This is a genomic window from Acinetobacter lanii (assembly GCF_011578285.1).
Taxonomy (GTDB): domain Bacteria; phylum Pseudomonadota; class Gammaproteobacteria; order Pseudomonadales; family Moraxellaceae; genus Acinetobacter; species Acinetobacter lanii.
The window spans coordinates 2,299,239-2,316,197 of the sequence record NZ_CP049916.1; the positions used below are offsets into that span (position 1 = coordinate 2,299,239).

General features: G+C 40.7%; 16 protein-coding genes. 5 read left to right on the top strand and 11 right to left on the bottom strand.

Translation table 11 applies throughout. The features are described from left to right. Positions 1–111 precede the first annotated feature (111 nt). Positions 112–2,508, top strand: a complete 2,397-nt coding sequence (gene mrcB, locus G8D99_RS10485; RefSeq protein WP_166325515.1) for a penicillin-binding protein 1B — start codon at positions 112–114, stop codon at positions 2,506–2,508. A gap of 140 nt (positions 2,509–2,648) precedes the next feature. After that, positions 2,649–3,221, top strand: coding sequence for a tetratricopeptide repeat protein (locus tag G8D99_RS10490; protein ID WP_166327704.1), 573 nt, complete (start codon positions 2,649–2,651; stop codon positions 3,219–3,221). A gap of 69 nt (positions 3,222–3,290) precedes the next feature. Here G8D99_RS10490 and G8D99_RS10495 read toward each other — a convergent pair whose 3' ends face one another. Then, positions 3,291–4,235, bottom strand: coding sequence for an NUDIX domain-containing protein (locus G8D99_RS10495; protein WP_166325518.1), 945 nt, complete (start codon positions 4,233–4,235; stop codon positions 3,291–3,293). 136 nt (positions 4,236–4,371) lie between these two features. Between G8D99_RS10495 and hemP the strand changes: the two genes are divergently transcribed. Beyond that, on the top strand, positions 4,372–4,542 hold the full coding sequence (hemP, locus tag G8D99_RS10500) for a hemin uptake protein HemP (protein WP_166325521.1): 171 nt from the start codon (positions 4,372–4,374) through the stop codon (positions 4,540–4,542). Positions 4,543–4,698: 156 nt separating this feature from the next. Here hemP and G8D99_RS10505 read toward each other — a convergent pair whose 3' ends face one another. The 6 genes from G8D99_RS10505 to G8D99_RS10530 form a co-directional block, all read right to left on the bottom strand. After that, complete coding sequence (locus G8D99_RS10505; RefSeq protein ID WP_166325524.1) at positions 4,699–6,048, bottom strand: sensor histidine kinase; 1,350 nt, start codon at positions 6,046–6,048, stop codon at positions 4,699–4,701. A gap of 3 nt (positions 6,049–6,051) precedes the next feature. Further along, positions 6,052–6,717, bottom strand: a complete 666-nt coding sequence (locus tag G8D99_RS10510) for a response regulator transcription factor (protein WP_166325527.1) — start codon at positions 6,715–6,717, stop codon at positions 6,052–6,054. 241 nt (positions 6,718–6,958) lie between these two features. After that, positions 6,959–7,315 (bottom strand): NirD/YgiW/YdeI family stress tolerance protein, encoded by a 357-nt coding sequence (locus G8D99_RS10515; protein ID WP_166325530.1) that lies wholly within the window; start codon positions 7,313–7,315, stop codon positions 6,959–6,961. A 296-nt stretch (positions 7,316–7,611) separates the two neighbouring features. After that, positions 7,612–8,124 (bottom strand): NirD/YgiW/YdeI family stress tolerance protein, encoded by a 513-nt coding sequence (locus G8D99_RS15730; RefSeq protein WP_406741491.1) that lies wholly within the window; start codon positions 8,122–8,124, stop codon positions 7,612–7,614. Between the two features lie 109 nt (positions 8,125–8,233). Continuing rightward, on the bottom strand, positions 8,234–9,991 hold the full coding sequence (locus G8D99_RS10525) for a GspE/PulE family protein (protein WP_166325533.1): 1,758 nt from the start codon (positions 9,989–9,991) through the stop codon (positions 8,234–8,236). 193 nt (positions 9,992–10,184) lie between these two features. Beyond that, positions 10,185–11,471 (bottom strand): hypothetical protein, encoded by a 1,287-nt coding sequence (locus tag G8D99_RS10530; protein ID WP_166325536.1) that lies wholly within the window; start codon positions 11,469–11,471, stop codon positions 10,185–10,187. Between the two features lie 325 nt (positions 11,472–11,796). On the opposite strand from G8D99_RS10530, the gene G8D99_RS10535 reads away from it, so the two are divergent. Continuing rightward, complete coding sequence (locus tag G8D99_RS10535; protein ID WP_166325539.1) at positions 11,797–12,843, top strand: hypothetical protein; 1,047 nt, start codon at positions 11,797–11,799, stop codon at positions 12,841–12,843. Between the two features lie 39 nt (positions 12,844–12,882). On the opposite strand, the gene tsaA is transcribed toward G8D99_RS10535, so the two are convergent. After that, entirely contained in the window at positions 12,883–13,590 is a 708-nt protein-coding gene (gene tsaA, locus G8D99_RS10540; protein ID WP_166325542.1) for a tRNA (N6-threonylcarbamoyladenosine(37)-N6)-methyltransferase TrmO, read from the bottom strand. A 105-nt stretch (positions 13,591–13,695) separates the two neighbouring features. On the opposite strand from tsaA, the gene G8D99_RS10545 reads away from it, so the two are divergent. Further along, positions 13,696–14,475: a ferredoxin--NADP reductase gene (locus G8D99_RS10545; protein ID WP_166325545.1), complete on the top strand. Its 780-nt coding sequence runs from the start codon at positions 13,696–13,698 to the stop codon at positions 14,473–14,475. 120 nt (positions 14,476–14,595) lie between these two features. On the opposite strand, the gene arsH is transcribed toward G8D99_RS10545, so the two are convergent. The 3 genes from arsH to G8D99_RS10560 all read right to left on the bottom strand — a co-directional run bounded on the left by arsH (position 14,596) and on the right by G8D99_RS10560 (position 16,957). Further along, complete coding sequence (gene arsH / locus G8D99_RS10550) at positions 14,596–15,300, bottom strand: arsenical resistance protein ArsH (protein ID WP_166325548.1); 705 nt, start codon at positions 15,298–15,300, stop codon at positions 14,596–14,598. 99 nt (positions 15,301–15,399) lie between these two features. Continuing rightward, positions 15,400–16,455 carry an ACR3 family arsenite efflux transporter gene (arsB, locus tag G8D99_RS10555; protein ID WP_166325551.1) on the bottom strand — a complete coding sequence of 352 codons (1,056 nt, stop codon included), beginning with the start codon at positions 16,453–16,455 and terminating at the stop codon, positions 15,400–15,402. Between the two features lie 28 nt (positions 16,456–16,483). Beyond that, positions 16,484–16,957 carry an arsenate reductase ArsC gene (locus G8D99_RS10560; protein WP_166325554.1) on the bottom strand — a complete coding sequence of 158 codons (474 nt, stop codon included), beginning with the start codon at positions 16,955–16,957 and terminating at the stop codon, positions 16,484–16,486. Positions 16,958–16,959: the final 2 nt, after the last annotated feature.

A 16,959-nucleotide genomic window follows, 5' to 3' on the forward strand; every position in this document is an offset into this window, starting at 1 on the left:
GAATTGGGACAGAAAAGCGTTTCTGTTGCATCAAATTCACAGTTTAATTATTGCAAAAATATGAAAAGCTTCGCATGATTAACGCAATAATACGGGTTATGTTCTTAATTTATGAAGTCTGAACGTGGAATTGGCTTTTTTGCACTGATTTTCTGCTTATTGGTCATTGGGGTGTTTATTGCTTTTAGTATTTATCTTATTCGTTTAGATAATATTATACGTGATAAATTTGAAGGCAATCGTTGGGATATTCCTGCAAAAGTGTTTGCACGTCCGCTTGAAGTTTATGCCAATGCGCCGATTGATCAGGCTGATTTTCAACAAGAACTTAATCTCTTGGGCTACAAAAACTCGGACAATTACACCAAATCGGGTCATTATGTGGTGCAGGACAAAACCCTGTATGTCCATACGCGTGGTTTCGATTTTGGTGACAGTGTCGATCCGGAACAGATTTTACAAGTCTCTTTTGCTGACAACCAAGTGGCAGAAGTCAAAGCCACCAAGCCATCGAATACTGGCATTGCGCGCCTAGAACCGATGCTGATTGGCGGGATTTATCCGCAGCACAATGAAGACCGTGTCCTGATTAAACTGAATAAAGTGCCGAAACCTTTAATTCAAGCCTTGATCGCAACTGAAGATCGTAATTTCTATCATCATCATGGGATTTCGTTCCGAGGTACGGCACGTGCATTGGTCAGTAATGTTACCGGTGGAAAACGTCAAGGCGGTTCGACCCTAACCCAACAATTGGTCAAAAATTTCTACCTGACGCCGGAACGTACTTTAAAACGTAAAGTTAATGAAGCTCTTATGGCTTTATTACTTGAATTTCACTACGACAAAGACGAAATTTTAGAAGCCTATTTAAATGAAGTGAATTTGGGTCAAAATGGTAACTATTCAGTGAATGGTTATGGTTTGGCTTCACAGTTCTATTTCGGTCTGCCGCTCAGTGAATTGAGTATTGCACAACAAGCCTATTTGGTCGGTTTGGTCCAAGGTCCAACCCTGTATAACCCATGGAAAAACCCTGAAGGCGCAAAAAACCGTCGTAATATCGTGTTAAAAAACATGTTGGTGATGGGCTATTTAACGCAAGAACAATATGAAACTGAATCTGCCAAAGCACTCAATATTATCGATAAGCCGACTATTGGTCCTGCGCGCTTTCCCGATTTTCTTGACATTGTGCGTCGCCAACTTAAAACAGAATACCAAGAAGGTGATCTGACCAATCAAGGGTTGAAAATTTTCACCACGCTTGATCCGATTGCGCAAACCAAAATTCAAGCTTCGTTCCTTGATTCAGTTTCAAAATTGTCTAAAGCCAATCCAAGTCGTTTAAAAGACTTACAAGGTGCGGTGTTGGTCTCCCATCCTGAAAATGGAGAACTGATTGCGGCTGTCGGTTCAACGCGTGACTTTACTGGTTTTAACCGTGCAATTGATGCCAAACGTCAAGTCGGTTCTTTGCTTAAACCGATTATTTATCTGAGTGCATTAGAGTCGGGTCGTTATACATGGGCGAGCCGTATTGAAGACAGTCCGATCAGTATTCCAACCGATGGCAATAAAACGTGGACGCCGAAAAACTATAGCGGTTCAGGTTATGGCTATGTGCCGATGGCACAAGCCTTGGCCAACTCTTATAACTTATCTGCCGTGCGTTTAGGTCAAGAATTTGGCTTAGCCACTTTTAGTAATAATCTGACCAAATTTGGTGTGGCTTCTAAAATTCCAAACTATCCATCGATTTTCTTAGGTGCTGTGGATATGTCACCGATGGAAGTCTTGAGTATTTATGGCAACTTTGCCACCGGTGGTTTTAAATATCCGAATAAAGCCATTCGTTCGGTGGTCGATTCTTCTGGGCGTTTGCTTGATCGTTATAGCTTAAACGTGCAACAAACCATTGATCCATCATCTGCTTACTTATTAAATTATGGTTTACAACGGGTCATGTCCTCAGGTACAGGTAAAGTGGCATACAATACCTTCCCTGCCGATTTAAAATTGGCGGGTAAATCAGGCACCACCAATGACACTCGTGACTCATGGTTTGCAGGTTATTCAGGCAATAATTTGGCTGTGGTATGGTTAGGACTCGATGACAATAAAGTCACTGGCTTAACCGGTTCTTCTGGTGCGCTTCCGGTTTGGATCAATGTGATGAAGCAAATCCGTCAAAAACCGGTCAATTTACGTCAAACGGATGATGTGCAGTGGCAATGGCTGGACACAGCATCGGGCGATTTATCGGCACAAGGCTGCGAGGGTGCATTGTATATTCCACTGCTTCGCCACACTGTGCCGAAACGTGCCACCCCATGTGGTCTACCGCATTATCAAGTTGAACCGACCTATATACCTGAAGCTCAGGTTGATCCAAATGCAATGCCTGCCGATGAAATTGAAAACTTTATTCGTGAAAGCGAAAATGAAATGGAACAAGACTTATCCAATAATGGGCGAGTAATTTCAAGTGGCAGCTTTGAGCATTAAGATTAAGCTTTAAACATGAGCTTGTATCAATAAGCTCTAATTTGTTCAGTACTTAAATGGATAAAATCTTTGTTTAAGTATTGAACCCTAAAACCATGAGATTTAGCGTATTGATGATTAAAAATAAAACTCTATACACCATGACAGCACAGAGCAAAACTGTGCTGGTGATAGCGAGCTTAGTCGGCTTAGCGATGCTGAATGCGGGATGTCAAACGACCTCTTCTACGCAAAACACGCCGACACAACCCAAAAAACCGTCGCCAAGTCAAAGTGTCAGCACGCCTGATGGAATTACAATCACGCCTTATGAACGTGAGGAAATCAAGCGTGAGTCTAGGCAGGTTGTGATACCACAATCCAAAGCATCAGCACAGCGTTTTGATGATGGTCGCAACTTGCCTGTCTTTAAACAGTTGATCAGCCAAACCCAGAGCGCATTTCAACAAGGCAAATGGTCAGAAGCTGAACAGTTGGCATTAAGAGCGCAGCGCCTAGCGCCACAATCTGCGGAAAGCTTTATGTATTTGGCCATGATTGCCAACCAAACCAATCAGGCCGGCAATGCAGATGCCTTAGCACGTCGTGGACTCAGTTATGCGCAAAGTACCCCGATGAAACGACAATTGTGGCAAATTATTTTAAAATCGGCACAACTCAGAAATAACCCAGTCACCATTCAAGAAGCCCAAGCACGGATTAAAGCCCTATAATCCGTGGCTTGATTCAAGCCCAGATTTTAGCCTTAAATACTTTGGTTGCTCTGTGATGGGCTCAAATGCTTAAAAATGACGGATGCCGGCGACTCCATATGCAGCATGCGCTTGTGCCTGTGCGAGGTCTTCCGGCTCTAACCCACCTAAGGCAAAAACTGGAATATCACAAGTCTCTGCGATTTGTTTAAATTGAGCCCACCCTAAGACGTCTGCGTTTGAATGCGTCATTGTGTTTAAGACAGGACTGAGCAGTACCGCATCAAATCCAAGTGACTGTGCGCGTGCGACTGAGGCTTGATCATGGCATGCTGCGATGCTTCGTATGCCTATTGGTCGCCTTAACGCTTGCTGATTGAATGAATCATCAGTTTCACCACCATTCTGTGCTTCCAAAGCCAAAACTTGAGCGTGTTTAAAGTGTACTGCGCCGATCAGTCCTTGAATGCTCGAATCCAATGCATTCCATAACGTGACATTTAAAATCAAATGCTTTAATTGTTCAACCTCTAGAGCTGAGATTTGCTCACGCAATTCCGGCATCAAATTCTCGACTCTTAAATACAGCATCTGATCTGAATCTAAACTCGAAATTGCATTGAGGTCTGTTGCAATTTTGATCTGATGTGACCAATGCAAGCGTTGAATGATCGCATCATTGGCTTTAGGGAAATTAAGCATTGACAGTTGTTCGCGCGCATACCATGTCCATGGAGCTTGAATTTGTTTAAGTTGCTGCTGCATCACCGCCGCATGGAACAGATGTAAATGTACATGAATGTCTTCGTACTCATGACGAATCACGTCAAAGGCATGCCACTCATCTAGGGCAATACCTACTTCCTCCAAGACTTCACGGCGACAGGCCTGCTCAGGTGTTTCTCCCTGCTCGACTTTACCGCCCGGAAATTCATATTTATTGCCTTGATGTTGCTTGGCTTCACGCCAGCCCACCAACACTTGGCTACGATGAAATAGCAGTGCAATGGCAACGTTGACTGTGGGTTTACTCATAGTGGGAGACTTCAAGATTTTTGCGCTAGTGTAAGCAATTATAGTTTTTTTATAAATGAGAGAAATTATCGTTGACAGATCTATTCGATAATGATTATCATTTAAACCGTTCACTATATACCACGGAGTCGAAGGAATGAACGCACCATTTAGCTTATTTACCCGCAATACCGATGCTCACCAAGCATTACCGATGCTACATTCAAACAACTTATTTTCACTCGGCCGTGAAATTCGTATCATGCACGCAGGCGAAGAATACCGTTTACGTTTAACCCGCAACAATCGACTCATTCTGACCAAATAAAAAATAATAATGCATGGATAATAATAATCGTGGGAACAAGCAGTATGAATCAGCGCATACTGCTTTTTTAATTTAAGCGTTCATCAAAGTTTTAAATCGATTCATTTTTTTATCGTGCTTTTTATAGCGTTGCTTACCGTGTGAATAACAACACCCTTAAACAGCTTTAGGTAATGTCAGCAATACTCTCAATCCGCCCAATTCAGAGGCTTGAAACTCGATCTGCCCTTGGTGCAACTGCATAATTTTTTTACAAATCGACAGTCCTAAACCTGAGCCTTTGGTTTTGGTACCCAATTGGCGATAAAACCGTTCGCCTAAACGCTGCAACACTTCATCGGTGATCTGTTGACCACTATTTTCAATGCTAATGAAAGCATTCTGCTCTGTCTGCTGTAACTCAATTGAGATTTGACCTGACACTTCGGTATAGCGAATGGCGTTATCGACCAGATTACGCAAGCAGGTAAAGATCAACTCTTGATTGGCATGGATCAGTGTAGTTTCAGTCGCAAGTTGAAATTGCACCTGTTTTTCTTGTGCAAATAAACTCAATGATTTTTGGACTTCTTCAATGCTGTGTTGCAGGTCAAATTGCGTATGCGGCAACTGTTGCGTATGTGAAGGATCAAGTCGTGCCAGTAACAATAGATTTTCCAATACCTGCGTGCCCCGTGCCACATCGGTTTGGATTTGATTCAGATCGGTTGCCAAGTTAGGCGCCGCTTCTGCATATTTACGTTTAAGCAGTTGTAAACGCATTTGAATCGCAGATAAAGGCGAACGTAATTCATGCGATGCATCCGCAGTAAACCGCTGTTCCGCTTCTAAAGAATGTTCGAGACGTGACAACAAATGATTCAACTGTAACACCATCGGTTGCAATTCTTGTAAGGCAGGTTGTGGCTGTTGAATAGGCGTTAAATCATGAGCGCTTTTTTCCGATATGTCTTTGGATAAAGTATGAATCGACTTAAATTGTTTTTTCACCGCAAAGCGTAAAATCAGCCACTGAATCAACCACAAGGTCAGTAAAATCACTGCATAGCCAATAATGCTCTGTAACACCTCTTTAAAGCGTTCTCGAAAAGGTTGATACAAACGCACATGTTGTTGGTCTTGCTCAAAATTGTAGGTCCGCATCAACTGACCCTTCATCCAAACATAACCATAATTTTTTTTGGACAAATACAGCGGTTGAATGTTCAGATACTGCGGATCAAATTCAGGCGATTGAGTTAGCAGTTGATGATTGAGTTTGAGTTGATATTCCACGTCAAATTCATCACTGAGTTCATCCATTTGCTGTGCTGAACTCGAGCTTAAATCTGAAATCACCAGCATGTCCGAAATCTCATCCATAATTTCGTCATGTACATGCATGGTTTGATAAATCGTCATCGCCATCAATAACACAAAGGCAATCACCCCCGCCACAATTGAACTTGAAACGGAGGTTTTGACCAGTTTGTCTTGTAAAGAAATAGGTTTGGCTTGACGACTCATGATTTATTCGCTGTCCTGATTCATACGATAACCCAAACCACGAATGGTCTTGATGGCATGGCTGCCAATTTTCTTACGCAGTTGATAAATATAGACTTCTATGGCATTACTACCGATTTCATCGCCCCATGCATACAGGGATTCTTCCAATTGTTCCCGGGTGACAATATGCTCAGGTTTAAGCATCAACTTATGCAGCAGTTGATATTCTTTGGCGGTGATATTCACAATTTCACCCGACAAGGTCAGGCTTTTGGCTTGGGTATCTAAAACTAGATCACCATAAGTGATTTGATGAGAATTGGCGCTTTGTTTTTGGCGTAGTTGACTGCGAACCCGTGCAGAAAGCTCTTCTAAACTAAAGGGTTTAACCAAGTAATCATTGGCACCTAAGTCCAGTCCATCGACACGGTCATTGATGCTGTCACGTGCAGTGATGAAAATCACTGGCGTTTCGTTCTGTTTAAAACGAATCACTTTAAGAATGTCATCACCTGTGGCTTGTGGCAAACCCCGATCAAGCAAAATACAGTCATATTCATGCTGTTCAATGGCCAATATGGCATGGTCGCCACGCTCCACCCAATCAACGTTATAACCATCCATTTCTAACCAAGCCTTGATACTTTCTGCTTGGGACACATCATCTTCTGCCAGTAAAATTCGCATGGGGTTCTCTTTCTTTCACGCTAGGTGGTTTCTCAATGCCCGAGAGCATAAAGAATCAACATCATTTATTTCAATGGATGGACTTAGAATTTCATCGTACTGCATAACTTGATCAACAATTTGACTAGACTTAAGTCAGGCAAGATCAGAGTTGAAAAAACCATATGTTTACACATATGGTTTTTCGGGTTTCATTCTTGATCTATAACATTTAAAGTCATGGCTTTAAACCATCAAATGCTTAGAAACGTACAGTATCGACATCGATTTCTACACGTTTCATCGGTTTATAGTCGATATCCACTTCACCATTAATCACCACTGGTGTTTTCGCAGAAATAGCACGACCATTCCAAAGTTCATCATCGATATCTACGGTAATGGTACCTGTATTATCACGGAATTGATATTTTTCATCGCCAATCGATTTTACGATATAGCCTTTCAATTGAACTTTGGTGTCATCACGTGAGCTAAGCGCCTGTTTTACGGTGGTGGTGTTCGGTGTAATCGCAGATTGATTGACTGCGGTATTTGCCATAGTAAAGGTAGTTGCAGCAGCTAAACCTGTCGCCATTAAGATTTGAGAAAGTTTCATTTTACACCTCTATTTTCAATATGTAGACCGACTGACTTGGGGTCGTGCTCTTTTCAATGAGATTATTAAAACATAACAAAATGAAGTGAATCTTAAGTCTGCTTCATTTTTAAATTTTATTTAAATTAGCTCCAGAGTTTGAAATACTGAATCAACGCTTCTGATTTGTACTCACTCTACAGATGATAAAAACGCTATACATCCGTTAATCAAACGCCAATTTATATAAAAAAAACCCCATGACATTGCATGTGGTTTTAATGGTTTTTTAGCTGTGAATCAAACTAAGATCAAGCTTAAAACGTTACTGCATCGACATCAATTTCGACACGTTTCATCGGTTTATGGTCAATGTCGACTTCACCTTCAAGGGTCACAACAGCATTGGCAGAGATCGCTTTACCCATCCAAAGCTCATCATCAATATCAACCGTGATGGTGCCTGTACTGTCACGGAATTGATATTTTTCATCGCCTAGCGATTTCACAATATGCCCTTTTAATTGCACGTGGCTATCATCTGCCAGCGTTAAAGCTTGTTTTACGGTCACAATCTGTGCCGAAATCGCATTGATATTCACCGCCGCTTCAGTACTATTGCCATTCACTAAAGTTTGGCTTACAGGCGCAATCGCCGTTTGATTTACCGCAAGCGCTTGAACGGGCGCTTGTGCAGGTACAGCCGTATTCACTACCGCTGTTTTTGCTGTAGGTGTAGACTCAATCGGGTTAATCACATTGGTCGCAATGGCCAATGTCGTTGCGCCAATAAAACCTGTTGCGATCATTGCTTTAGCTAATAATTTCATATTGTTCATCCAAAATTCTATGTTTCGTTTCAATGCAGTTATTAAAACAAAGTAAGATGAAGTGAATCTGAAGAAACATGAAAATTCATTCAAGTTGAATGCTGAATGGTTAATTTAAGGGCACCACTCTGAGTACTTCTTCCAGTGTGGTTAAGCCTGCTATGACTTTTCGTGCACCTGCAATGCGTAACGGTTCAACCCCTTCTTTTTTGGCTTGGGCACGCAATTGATCAAGCGTGGCATGGGCACTGATTTTTTGTTTGGCTTCTAAAGTCACGGGCATAAACTCATAAATGCCAATCCGTCCTTTATAACCGGTATGACGGCAGGCTTCACAGCCTTTGGCTTGATAAACTTGATCCGGCATGTCCATCAGATAATCAAAGGTCAGATGCTCCCATTCTTGGGCATTAATTTGTCCTTTTTCTTTACACTGTGCACAGAGCTGTCGCACCAAGCGTTGTGCCAATACCCCTAAAATGGTGGCTGCTGTTAAGAAGGGTTGTACGCCCAAATCATGCAAACGGGTCAAACTCGATGGTGCATCATTGGTATGTAAGGTCGAGAGCACCAAATGTCCCGTCAGTGCGGCTTGTATTGCCATATTGGCGGTGTCTTGGTCACGAATCTCACCCACCATAATGATGTCAGGGTCTTGGCGCATTAGCGCACGCACACCATCGGCAAAACCCAATTCAATGCTGGGATTGACCTGCATTTGATTAAAACTCGGCTCCAACATTTCAATCGGGTCTTCAATGGTACAGACATTGACTTGATCAGTTGCCAGTTGTTTCAAAGACGAATATAAGGTCGTGGTTTTACCCGAACCGGTAGGTCCCGTGACCAAGATAATCCCATGACTATGTTGGGTCACCGCTTGCCATTGGTTCAGTAATTTTTCATCAAACCCCAATTGCACAAAACTACGTACCAACACATCAGGATCGAAAATACGCATCACCAACTTTTCACCAAATGCAGTCGGTAAAGTCGATAAACGCAGTTCGGTTTCCTGCCCTTTTGGGGTTCGAGTCTTTAAACGACCATCTTGCGGACGGCGTTTTTCTGCCACATTCATGCGACCTAAAATCTTAATCCGTGAAATCACTGCGGTTAAAGTATTGGCAGGCATGTTGTAAATGGTGTGCAAAACGCCATCAATACGAAAACGCACTTTGCCCTTTTCTTTACGTGGCTCAAGATGAATATCACTGGCACCTTGCTCAAAAGCAAACTGCAACACCCAATCCACCAGCTTCACAATATGTTGATCATTGGCATCCGGATTTTGCGTATCACCCAATTGTAACAGCGCTTCAACGCCTTTATTTTGATTGTCATAGGGCGTGGTGTTCTGCGATGAATTAACCGCACGACTGACCTGATAATACTCTACCAAGTAGCGTTGTAACTGATCAGGACTCAGCAGTACTTTAACAATTTTTTTGGGGCTAAGACTTTGTTGTAAATTTTGCACCCAGTCACTGATATAAGGCTGATCGGTACCAATCAAAATCTGATCGGCTTGAACCTCAACTGCCAAAATCTTATTTTTTACTGCAAATTCTTGTGACATGACACTGGTCAAAGCCGCTACATCGGCTTTTAAAGGATCCATCACATACAGTGGAATTTTCGTGGTTTGAGCGAGCCATTGACATAAACTGGTGAGGGTCAGTCGCTTTTCCGGCTGCTGTTGATCACTCAAATTAAAATGAGCAATCCACTGTAAAGGATGCCATTTCAATTGTTCACGTTGACGATGTGTGGTTTGCACCAATAATTTGTCACGTTCCGAGATTCGCCCATCTCTCAATAATTGTTCTAAACACCAAGTGGTATCAATTTCAAAATTAAAATTCATTGTTATCGCCCCAATTCATGCAGAAACTATAACAAATTCTGCTGAATCATCTGGATAAAAATCATTGTGATTCTGAATAGTTGTACATCGTTGTAAATGATCAGGAATAAAAAATGCCCTTTCATATTCAACAGGCATTTTTACATTTACCAATGAGCTTAGGGCTAATATGTTAGAACGAGAGAAGTCAGCATTAGAAACTATATTTCAGCGCTAACCGATTTTGCACAAAAATGTCGTTGCTTCTAGGTGAAGTGGCATAGCCAAAAAAGTCTGCAAGGCTCCAACCTTTGAACACCCCTTTAAAATTATAAATCCCATAAATTACATATTCAGATTGGTTTAAATTTTTTACAAACTCAGACTCCGCTAGGTTCATAAACGAATAATTGGCACCAACGTAGGTCTGTTCATTTAAAGCACCTTCTAGTGTAACCATTGCGGCATGACCCGCACCTAAATCTTGAGTACTGGTAAAAAAAGGCTGGGCAAAATAAGGGCCTGAAGCGGTGTAAATCATATAAGGCGCAAACAAAGCCCCATTTAAATAACTGTCACGATCAGGCTTAATATAGTTGTAGCCGGTTTTTAATGTCATGCCATCAAAGACGTTTAATGCCAAAGCTATCCCATAACCTTGATGATCGACCTTGCCTGCCAAAGCCTTACCCTGTGCCTCTGACCACATCGCTTGTACACCCAAGTCTGGAGAGAACGGTAAATCTTTCCAAGACCAATGCCCCTCAACATAAGCCAAGCGATTATAGTCATCATAAGATTGATACCATGCTTCAGCACGAAGGGTCTGACCCGCATTTAAATCAATACTTTTAGATGCACCGATCGACCACATCCCATTCGTTTCAATGCTTGAGCTATATTTAGAGCTTTTAAAAAATTCATCATCTGCATAGCTTTTAAAACGGTCAATCCAAGTCGCTTGGATGAAATCATTTTGCTTTTCATATTTCACATCCACAGCACGAAATAACGGCGGCATCACACGCCAATCATAATTACCCACGAAAGGAATATTTAAACCCTGCTGTCCAATCCGCACTGACCAATTGTCTCGGTTCCAATCAAGGTAAGTTTCAGCCAAGCCATCCTTATCTTGCGACAACTCCCCCACTTCAGCATGCCCTGCATTTTTGTCATCTAAACGCCATTGCGCTGCATAACTGACACCAGCTTTTAAACCTGAAATCGCTTTAGTTTCATATTTGAGAAATCCACCGGTCGCTGCGGTGTCTTGATTTAAGTTTTTGACAAAATAAGCATCATGAGTTGAATAATATAAAGTGTTCAAACGCCCTGAGACTTGACCACATACAATCGCATTCTGAATCGATTCAGCTTCACAGCTGTTTTGGCTTTGAATGATTTGATTTAAGCTCAATTCTGCATGTGAGATATCAATTAACGCGAAGTAGAGCCCACATAAGCTGAATAGTTGTACTGTGATGAATTTGATTTTCATTGTTGTTTATTATCGTTTAAATATCACACAGCAAATTTAATCAAAGATATAAAAATAATCAAACTATTTAAATTAAAACAATAACTTATACTTATAATTTGGATATGTTCATCACAATATTTTCCAAATAACATGTTTAAGTAACATTAAGAAAATGTGATGAATCTGAGAACCAAAGTGTAAAGATCGCGCTTAAAGCTGGCACTAAAAATAAAAATGAACAATTTCAGATATAAGGACATTTCAGTTTTATGTCACATCGGCTAGAATAAAAATATGACTTAAATCACCAATATAACCAAAAATATAATATAAGAGTCTTTCCATGAAATTTAAAACTTTATCCTTTGCTGTTTTAACTTCACTCAGTTTAATTGGCTGTGGTGGTGGTTCTGATCATAACAATAGCAATACGGACAATAATAATACCTCCAATACTCATCCCTCAGGCAACAACGGTTCAACGGGCAATGAAAATCAGCCTAATCGCCAAATTACACAGTGGTCAAATTTTCGTACTGACTATCATTATAAAAACAATGTTAATCTAAGTTTAGATATAACGCATACCCAATTCAGCATCGTAAATGGAAAGCTTTATGCAATTTTAGATGATTATGATGATCAAGAAATCTACCTCACCACCACGGGTGAATATTTAGCAATCGGCCCAATCAATAGTCAGTATGGTGCACTTTTGGGCGACATCACAGTCAAAAATGACCAATTTACGATCTATCCTTACTCCAAGATTGGCTCTAAAGGTCTAGTCTTTACTCACGACAATAAAAGAATTGATTTGAGTGGAAAACCAGTACTTGTCACGATTGATCCTTATCTAAATTGGAATGTCAATTATCCACAACTCAATGATAATAGTTTCGATCCTGAATTTTTTAATAAGTTAAAAGGCTATCAAAAACTCAATTTCCCACAAGGCTCAGTGTGCTTACAAGAAACCAAATACACCAATAATCAGAGCTATTTGAGTCTATTTCAATCGTCTAATGACAATAAAAAATTATTTGAAGACTACGCTGCCTCTTATTTAAATCATATCAATCATGGTTATGCAAAATTAACCCAATTCTTCAATGCGACAGCATATCTATATAGCTCTGATCAGAATCCTGAAAATGCCCAACATGGTGTTGCCAACTATCAAGACAATTATTATTCAGCGTATTTGGAGCAACAGGGAATTGAGTATGAACTAGCTGAATATATTCAAGAGACTAAAGATAAAGCAAATAATCCGAATTTATCCGCTGAAGCAAAAGCAGCATACCTCGCATATGCTAATGATTTGAGCCAAGGCTGTGATTTGTATAATGATGTTGCGATTAAATTCTTAAAACAAAACATTAAGTAATTTTTAAATCAAATCTTATAACTTTTTGAATTCAGGAGCTCAAAGCTCCTGAATTTCTATCTCCTGATCTCGCACCACAAATCGCACATCCACATTGGCAAACTTCATTCCATAAACACGCTCAGGATCATTCTGATATGCAGGTCGTGGGTCGAGTGACAATACTTGTTCAAGCTCACCAATCAATTGAAGCGTAATGTGATGTTTAGCCACTAAGCCATCTCGTGTCTCAGCAGCAGCTTCTGACCAAATGACTTTCTTACGAACAGGTTCATCTTGAGCATAACCACTGTGCGCATCCATGACCGCATCTGAATATTGAATATAGGGTTTAATGTCCAATATAGGCGTGCCATTCAACAAGTCACTGCCTGTCACATATAGCCGAACCGATTTTCCCACTTTTTCAACTTTTTTAAACTGAACCACTGAAAGCCCTAAAGGTGATGGTCGGTACATACTGCGTGTCGCAAACACCCCTATTTTTTGATTTCCGCCTAATCGTGGTGGACGCACTTGAGGTCGAAATTTAGCAGTATCCTGTTGATTTTTATTGTCATGAAACTGCCAAATCAACCACAAATGACTAAATGCCTCAATTCCCTCAAATGCCAATAGATCATTATAAGGTTCAACCATGTCAATATAGGATTCGACATTGACCAAATTGGGTTGTCTTGGAATGCCAAACTTTTCCTGATAAGGCGACTGCATATACCCAATAATCGGCATTTTAAGTTCAGACATAATCACTTTTTCTGATAAGTTCAATTAAATATATTCAGTTTATAGAGAATGTTTTTAGATTAGAATAGTAAGCTGTTCTAATTTGATAATTTATTGAGACCTTTAATGGCTGCTTTCAACGTCGAAAAGATTACTCACGTACACCACTGGAATGACACTTTATTCAGTTTTAAAACAACGCGTGACACTGCGCTACGTTTTAAAAATGGTCAATTTGTGATGATTGGACTGGAAGTAAATGGTAAGCCTTTAATGCGTGCTTATTCTATTGCGAGTGCTAACTACGAAGAAGAGTTAGAGTTTTTCTCTATTAAAGTTCCAGATGGTCCATTAACTTCAATTTTGCAAAAAGTTAAAGTGGGCGATGAAATTTTGGTTTCTAAGAAACCAACAGGAACTTTGGTTCTTGATGACTTGAACCCAGGTAAAAACCTCTACCTTCTTTCTTCAGGTACCGGTCTTGCTCCTTTCCTTTCTACGATTCGTGACCCTGAAACCTACGAACGTTTTGAAAAGATTATCGTTGTTCACGGTACACGTTTTGTTTCTGAGTTGGCCTACCAAGATTTGATCTTGAATGAAATTCCAAATCATGAATTCTTCGGTGAATTGGGCGCGAAAGAAAAATTAGTGTACTACCCAACCGTAACCCGTGAAGAGTTCCATACTCAAGGTCGTGTAACCACTGCCATTGAGTCTGGTCAATTGTTCGAAAAAATCGGTTTACCACGTTTTAACCCTGAAACGGATCGTGCAATGCTTTGCGGTAGCCCTGCATTCTTGGATGATGTTGCAGCGTTACTTGATCAACATGGTCTAAAAGAATCGCCAAAAATGGGTGTACTGGGTGACTACGTGATCGAACGTGCATTCGTTGAAAAATAAGATTTTAAATCTTAGATAAAAAACCGAGCTATTGAGCTCGGTTTTTTTATGCGCTCTCTTAAGGAATCTCAAAAATTCATGTTCATATGTGTTTATTGAGCTTCAAAAAAAATTTATCGATTACAGAGAACGCTGATTGACACGTTTAGATAAGGCTTCGGCTGACTCTTTACGTTCAGAATATCGATCTGTTAACAAGCCAGCTTGACCGCGCGTTAATAAAGTGAATTTATATAATTCTTCCATCACATCTACAACACGATCTAAATAACTCGACGGCTTCATCGTGCCATCTTCTTCAAACTCCATATAGGCTTTGGCGATGGAAGATTGATTTGGGATGGTGATCATGCGCATCCAACGCCCCAATATCCGCATTTGATTGACGGCATTAAACGACTGTGAACCTCCACTGACTTGCATCAGCGCTAAAGTTTTACCTTGGGTCGCACGTATTGCACCTGCCGCCAATGGAATCCAATCAATCTGTGCTTTTAAAATCGAGCTCATTGCTCCATGTCGCTCAGGGGAACACCACACCATCCCCTCAGCCCATGCCAAGTGTTCATACAATTCAACCACTTTCGGATGGCTCGTTTCGGCATCTTCGGGCAAAGGTAAGCCTTGAGGATGGAAAATTTTGACTTCTGCACCTAAGTGTTCGAGAATTTTTCCTGCTTGCAATACAGCCAAACGACTATAAGAACGTTCACGATTTGAGCCGTATAACAGCAAAATGCGTGGAGGATGTGGCAGCGCTTTGGCTTGTACTTGCTCAAAAGTCGGTGGGGATAATAAATCTAAATCAATATGCGCTAAACTCATGACACACTCTACAATATCAGCTGAACGAAATAGGTTGAGGAAATAAAGCTAGGCAGCACATGACTTTGCCCTATATCAACTTTATTTCCTATAGAAAAGTTACTCTGCTTCTAGAAAATATTTTTTTCTAAGCCAAAGCGAAACACTGACCAAAGCAATCAGAACCGGTACTTCGACTAAAGGCCCAATAATGGTCGTGAATGCAATTGGTGAGGCAATACCAAAACTGGCAATAGCAACGGCCAAAGCCAATTCAAAATTATTGCCTGCTGCAGTAAAAGAAATGGCTGTGGTTTTGGCATAGTTATTACCCATCCAACGACTCATAAAGAAACTGAGCAAGAACATCAGCACAAAATAAATCGTCAAAGGCAATGCGATACGTAACACATCCAGTGGTAAACCAATCACATCTGCGCCTTTTAAGCTAAACATCGCCACAATGGTGAACAGTAAAGCGATTAAGCTCAGTGGGCTAATTTTGGGTAAAAATTGATTTTGATACCATTTCAGACCTTTGCGTTTTACCAAAGATTGTCGAGTCAGATAACCCAATACAAACGGAATGCCTAAATACACCAACACGGCCTGACTGATGGTTGCAAAACTGACATCGATCACTTGGCCTTCAACACCAAAATAAGGCGGTAATACAGTTAAAAATAACCATGCATAACTGCTAAAAAACAAGATTTGGAAAATACTATTAAATGCGACCAAAGCTGCCACATATTGGTTGTCACCACAGGCCAAATTGTTCCAAACCAAGACCATGGCAATACAGCGTGCCAATCCAATTAAAATCAAACCCGTCATATATTCGGGATAGTGCTGTAAAAATAAAATCGCCAATGCAAACATTAAACACGGTGCGATTAGCCAGTTTTGCACCAAAGACAGTAGCAAAGTTCTTTTATCTTCAAAAACCTGAGGCAAAGCGCGATAATCAACTTTGGCCAAAGGTGGATACATCATCACGATTAATCCAATGGCAATGGGAAGATTGACACTGCCCCAATTCATGCGGTTTAACCCTGTCGAAACCGCAGGTAAAAACATGGAGATCAGAATTCCGAACCCCATCGCCAAGAAAATCCATAGGGTTAAATGGCGATCTAAAAAGGAAAGCTTGGAGTTTTTTTCGGTATTTTTCATGATTTTTTGATATCTACAAAGTTTAAAATCAGTCGATTTTGGCGATCATTTCAAATGAATCGCGCAATTCTTGTTCAGATAAATCATTGAATTTGAGTGAAAATAACGCATCAAATCTGCGTTTTATATGCTCAACCGTCTGTATAAAGGCCTGCATTTTTTCAGCTTCATCCACATCTAAATGCGAAGGATCTTCAAGTTGCCAGTGTGTTTTTATCGCTTGACCGAGATACACAGGACAGGCTTCAGCAGCGGCAGAGCTGCATACAGTGACCACCACATCGGGTGAAAATCGTTCACAATCTTGCATCGATTTACTGGACAAACCTTGTGTAGAAATACCTAAATTTTCTAAGGTTTTTAAAGTGAGCGGATGTACTTTTCCAGAAGGCTGACTCCCCGCACTATAGGCATAGAAACCTTCAGGCGAACGCGCATTAAACAGCGCTTCAGACAAAATACTGCGACAACTATTGCCTGTACATAAAAATAGAAATTTCATAA

What these genes read in the sequence shown, in the direction of transcription:
- arsH (WP_166325548.1), bottom strand. Translation starts at nt 15,300, where the DNA reads ATGAGTTTAGCGCATATTGATTTAGATTTATTATCCCCACCGACTTTT.
- hemP (WP_166325521.1), top strand. Translation starts at nt 4,372, where the DNA reads ATGAACGCACCATTTAGCTTATTTACCCGCAATACCGATGCTCACCAA.
- G8D99_RS10490 (WP_166327704.1), top strand. Translation starts at nt 2,649, where the DNA reads ATGACAGCACAGAGCAAAACTGTGCTGGTGATAGCGAGCTTAGTCGGC.
- G8D99_RS10525 (WP_166325533.1), bottom strand. Translation starts at nt 9,991, where the DNA reads ATGAATTTTAATTTTGAAATTGATACCACTTGGTGTTTAGAACAATTA.
- tsaA (WP_166325542.1), bottom strand. Translation starts at nt 13,590, where the DNA reads ATGTCTGAACTTAAAATGCCGATTATTGGGTATATGCAGTCGCCTTAT.
- G8D99_RS10560 (WP_166325554.1), bottom strand. Translation starts at nt 16,957, where the DNA reads ATGAAATTTCTATTTTTATGTACAGGCAATAGTTGTCGCAGTATTTTG.
- G8D99_RS15730 (WP_406741491.1), bottom strand. Translation starts at nt 8,124, where the DNA reads ATGAAATTATTAGCTAAAGCAATGATCGCAACAGGTTTTATTGGCGCA.
- G8D99_RS10510 (WP_166325527.1), bottom strand. Translation starts at nt 6,717, where the DNA reads ATGCGAATTTTACTGGCAGAAGATGATGTGTCCCAAGCAGAAAGTATC.
- arsB (WP_166325551.1), bottom strand. Translation starts at nt 16,455, where the DNA reads ATGAAAAATACCGAAAAAAACTCCAAGCTTTCCTTTTTAGATCGCCAT.
- G8D99_RS10515 (WP_166325530.1), bottom strand. Translation starts at nt 7,315, where the DNA reads ATGAAACTTTCTCAAATCTTAATGGCGACAGGTTTAGCTGCTGCAACT.
- G8D99_RS10505 (WP_166325524.1), bottom strand. Translation starts at nt 6,048, where the DNA reads ATGAGTCGTCAAGCCAAACCTATTTCTTTACAAGACAAACTGGTCAAA.
- G8D99_RS10495 (WP_166325518.1), bottom strand. Translation starts at nt 4,235, where the DNA reads ATGAGTAAACCCACAGTCAACGTTGCCATTGCACTGCTATTTCATCGT.
- G8D99_RS10530 (WP_166325536.1), bottom strand. Translation starts at nt 11,471, where the DNA reads ATGAAAATCAAATTCATCACAGTACAACTATTCAGCTTATGTGGGCTC.
- mrcB (WP_166325515.1), top strand. Translation starts at nt 112, where the DNA reads ATGAAGTCTGAACGTGGAATTGGCTTTTTTGCACTGATTTTCTGCTTA.
- G8D99_RS10545 (WP_166325545.1), top strand. Translation starts at nt 13,696, where the DNA reads ATGGCTGCTTTCAACGTCGAAAAGATTACTCACGTACACCACTGGAAT.
- G8D99_RS10535 (WP_166325539.1), top strand. Translation starts at nt 11,797, where the DNA reads ATGAAATTTAAAACTTTATCCTTTGCTGTTTTAACTTCACTCAGTTTA.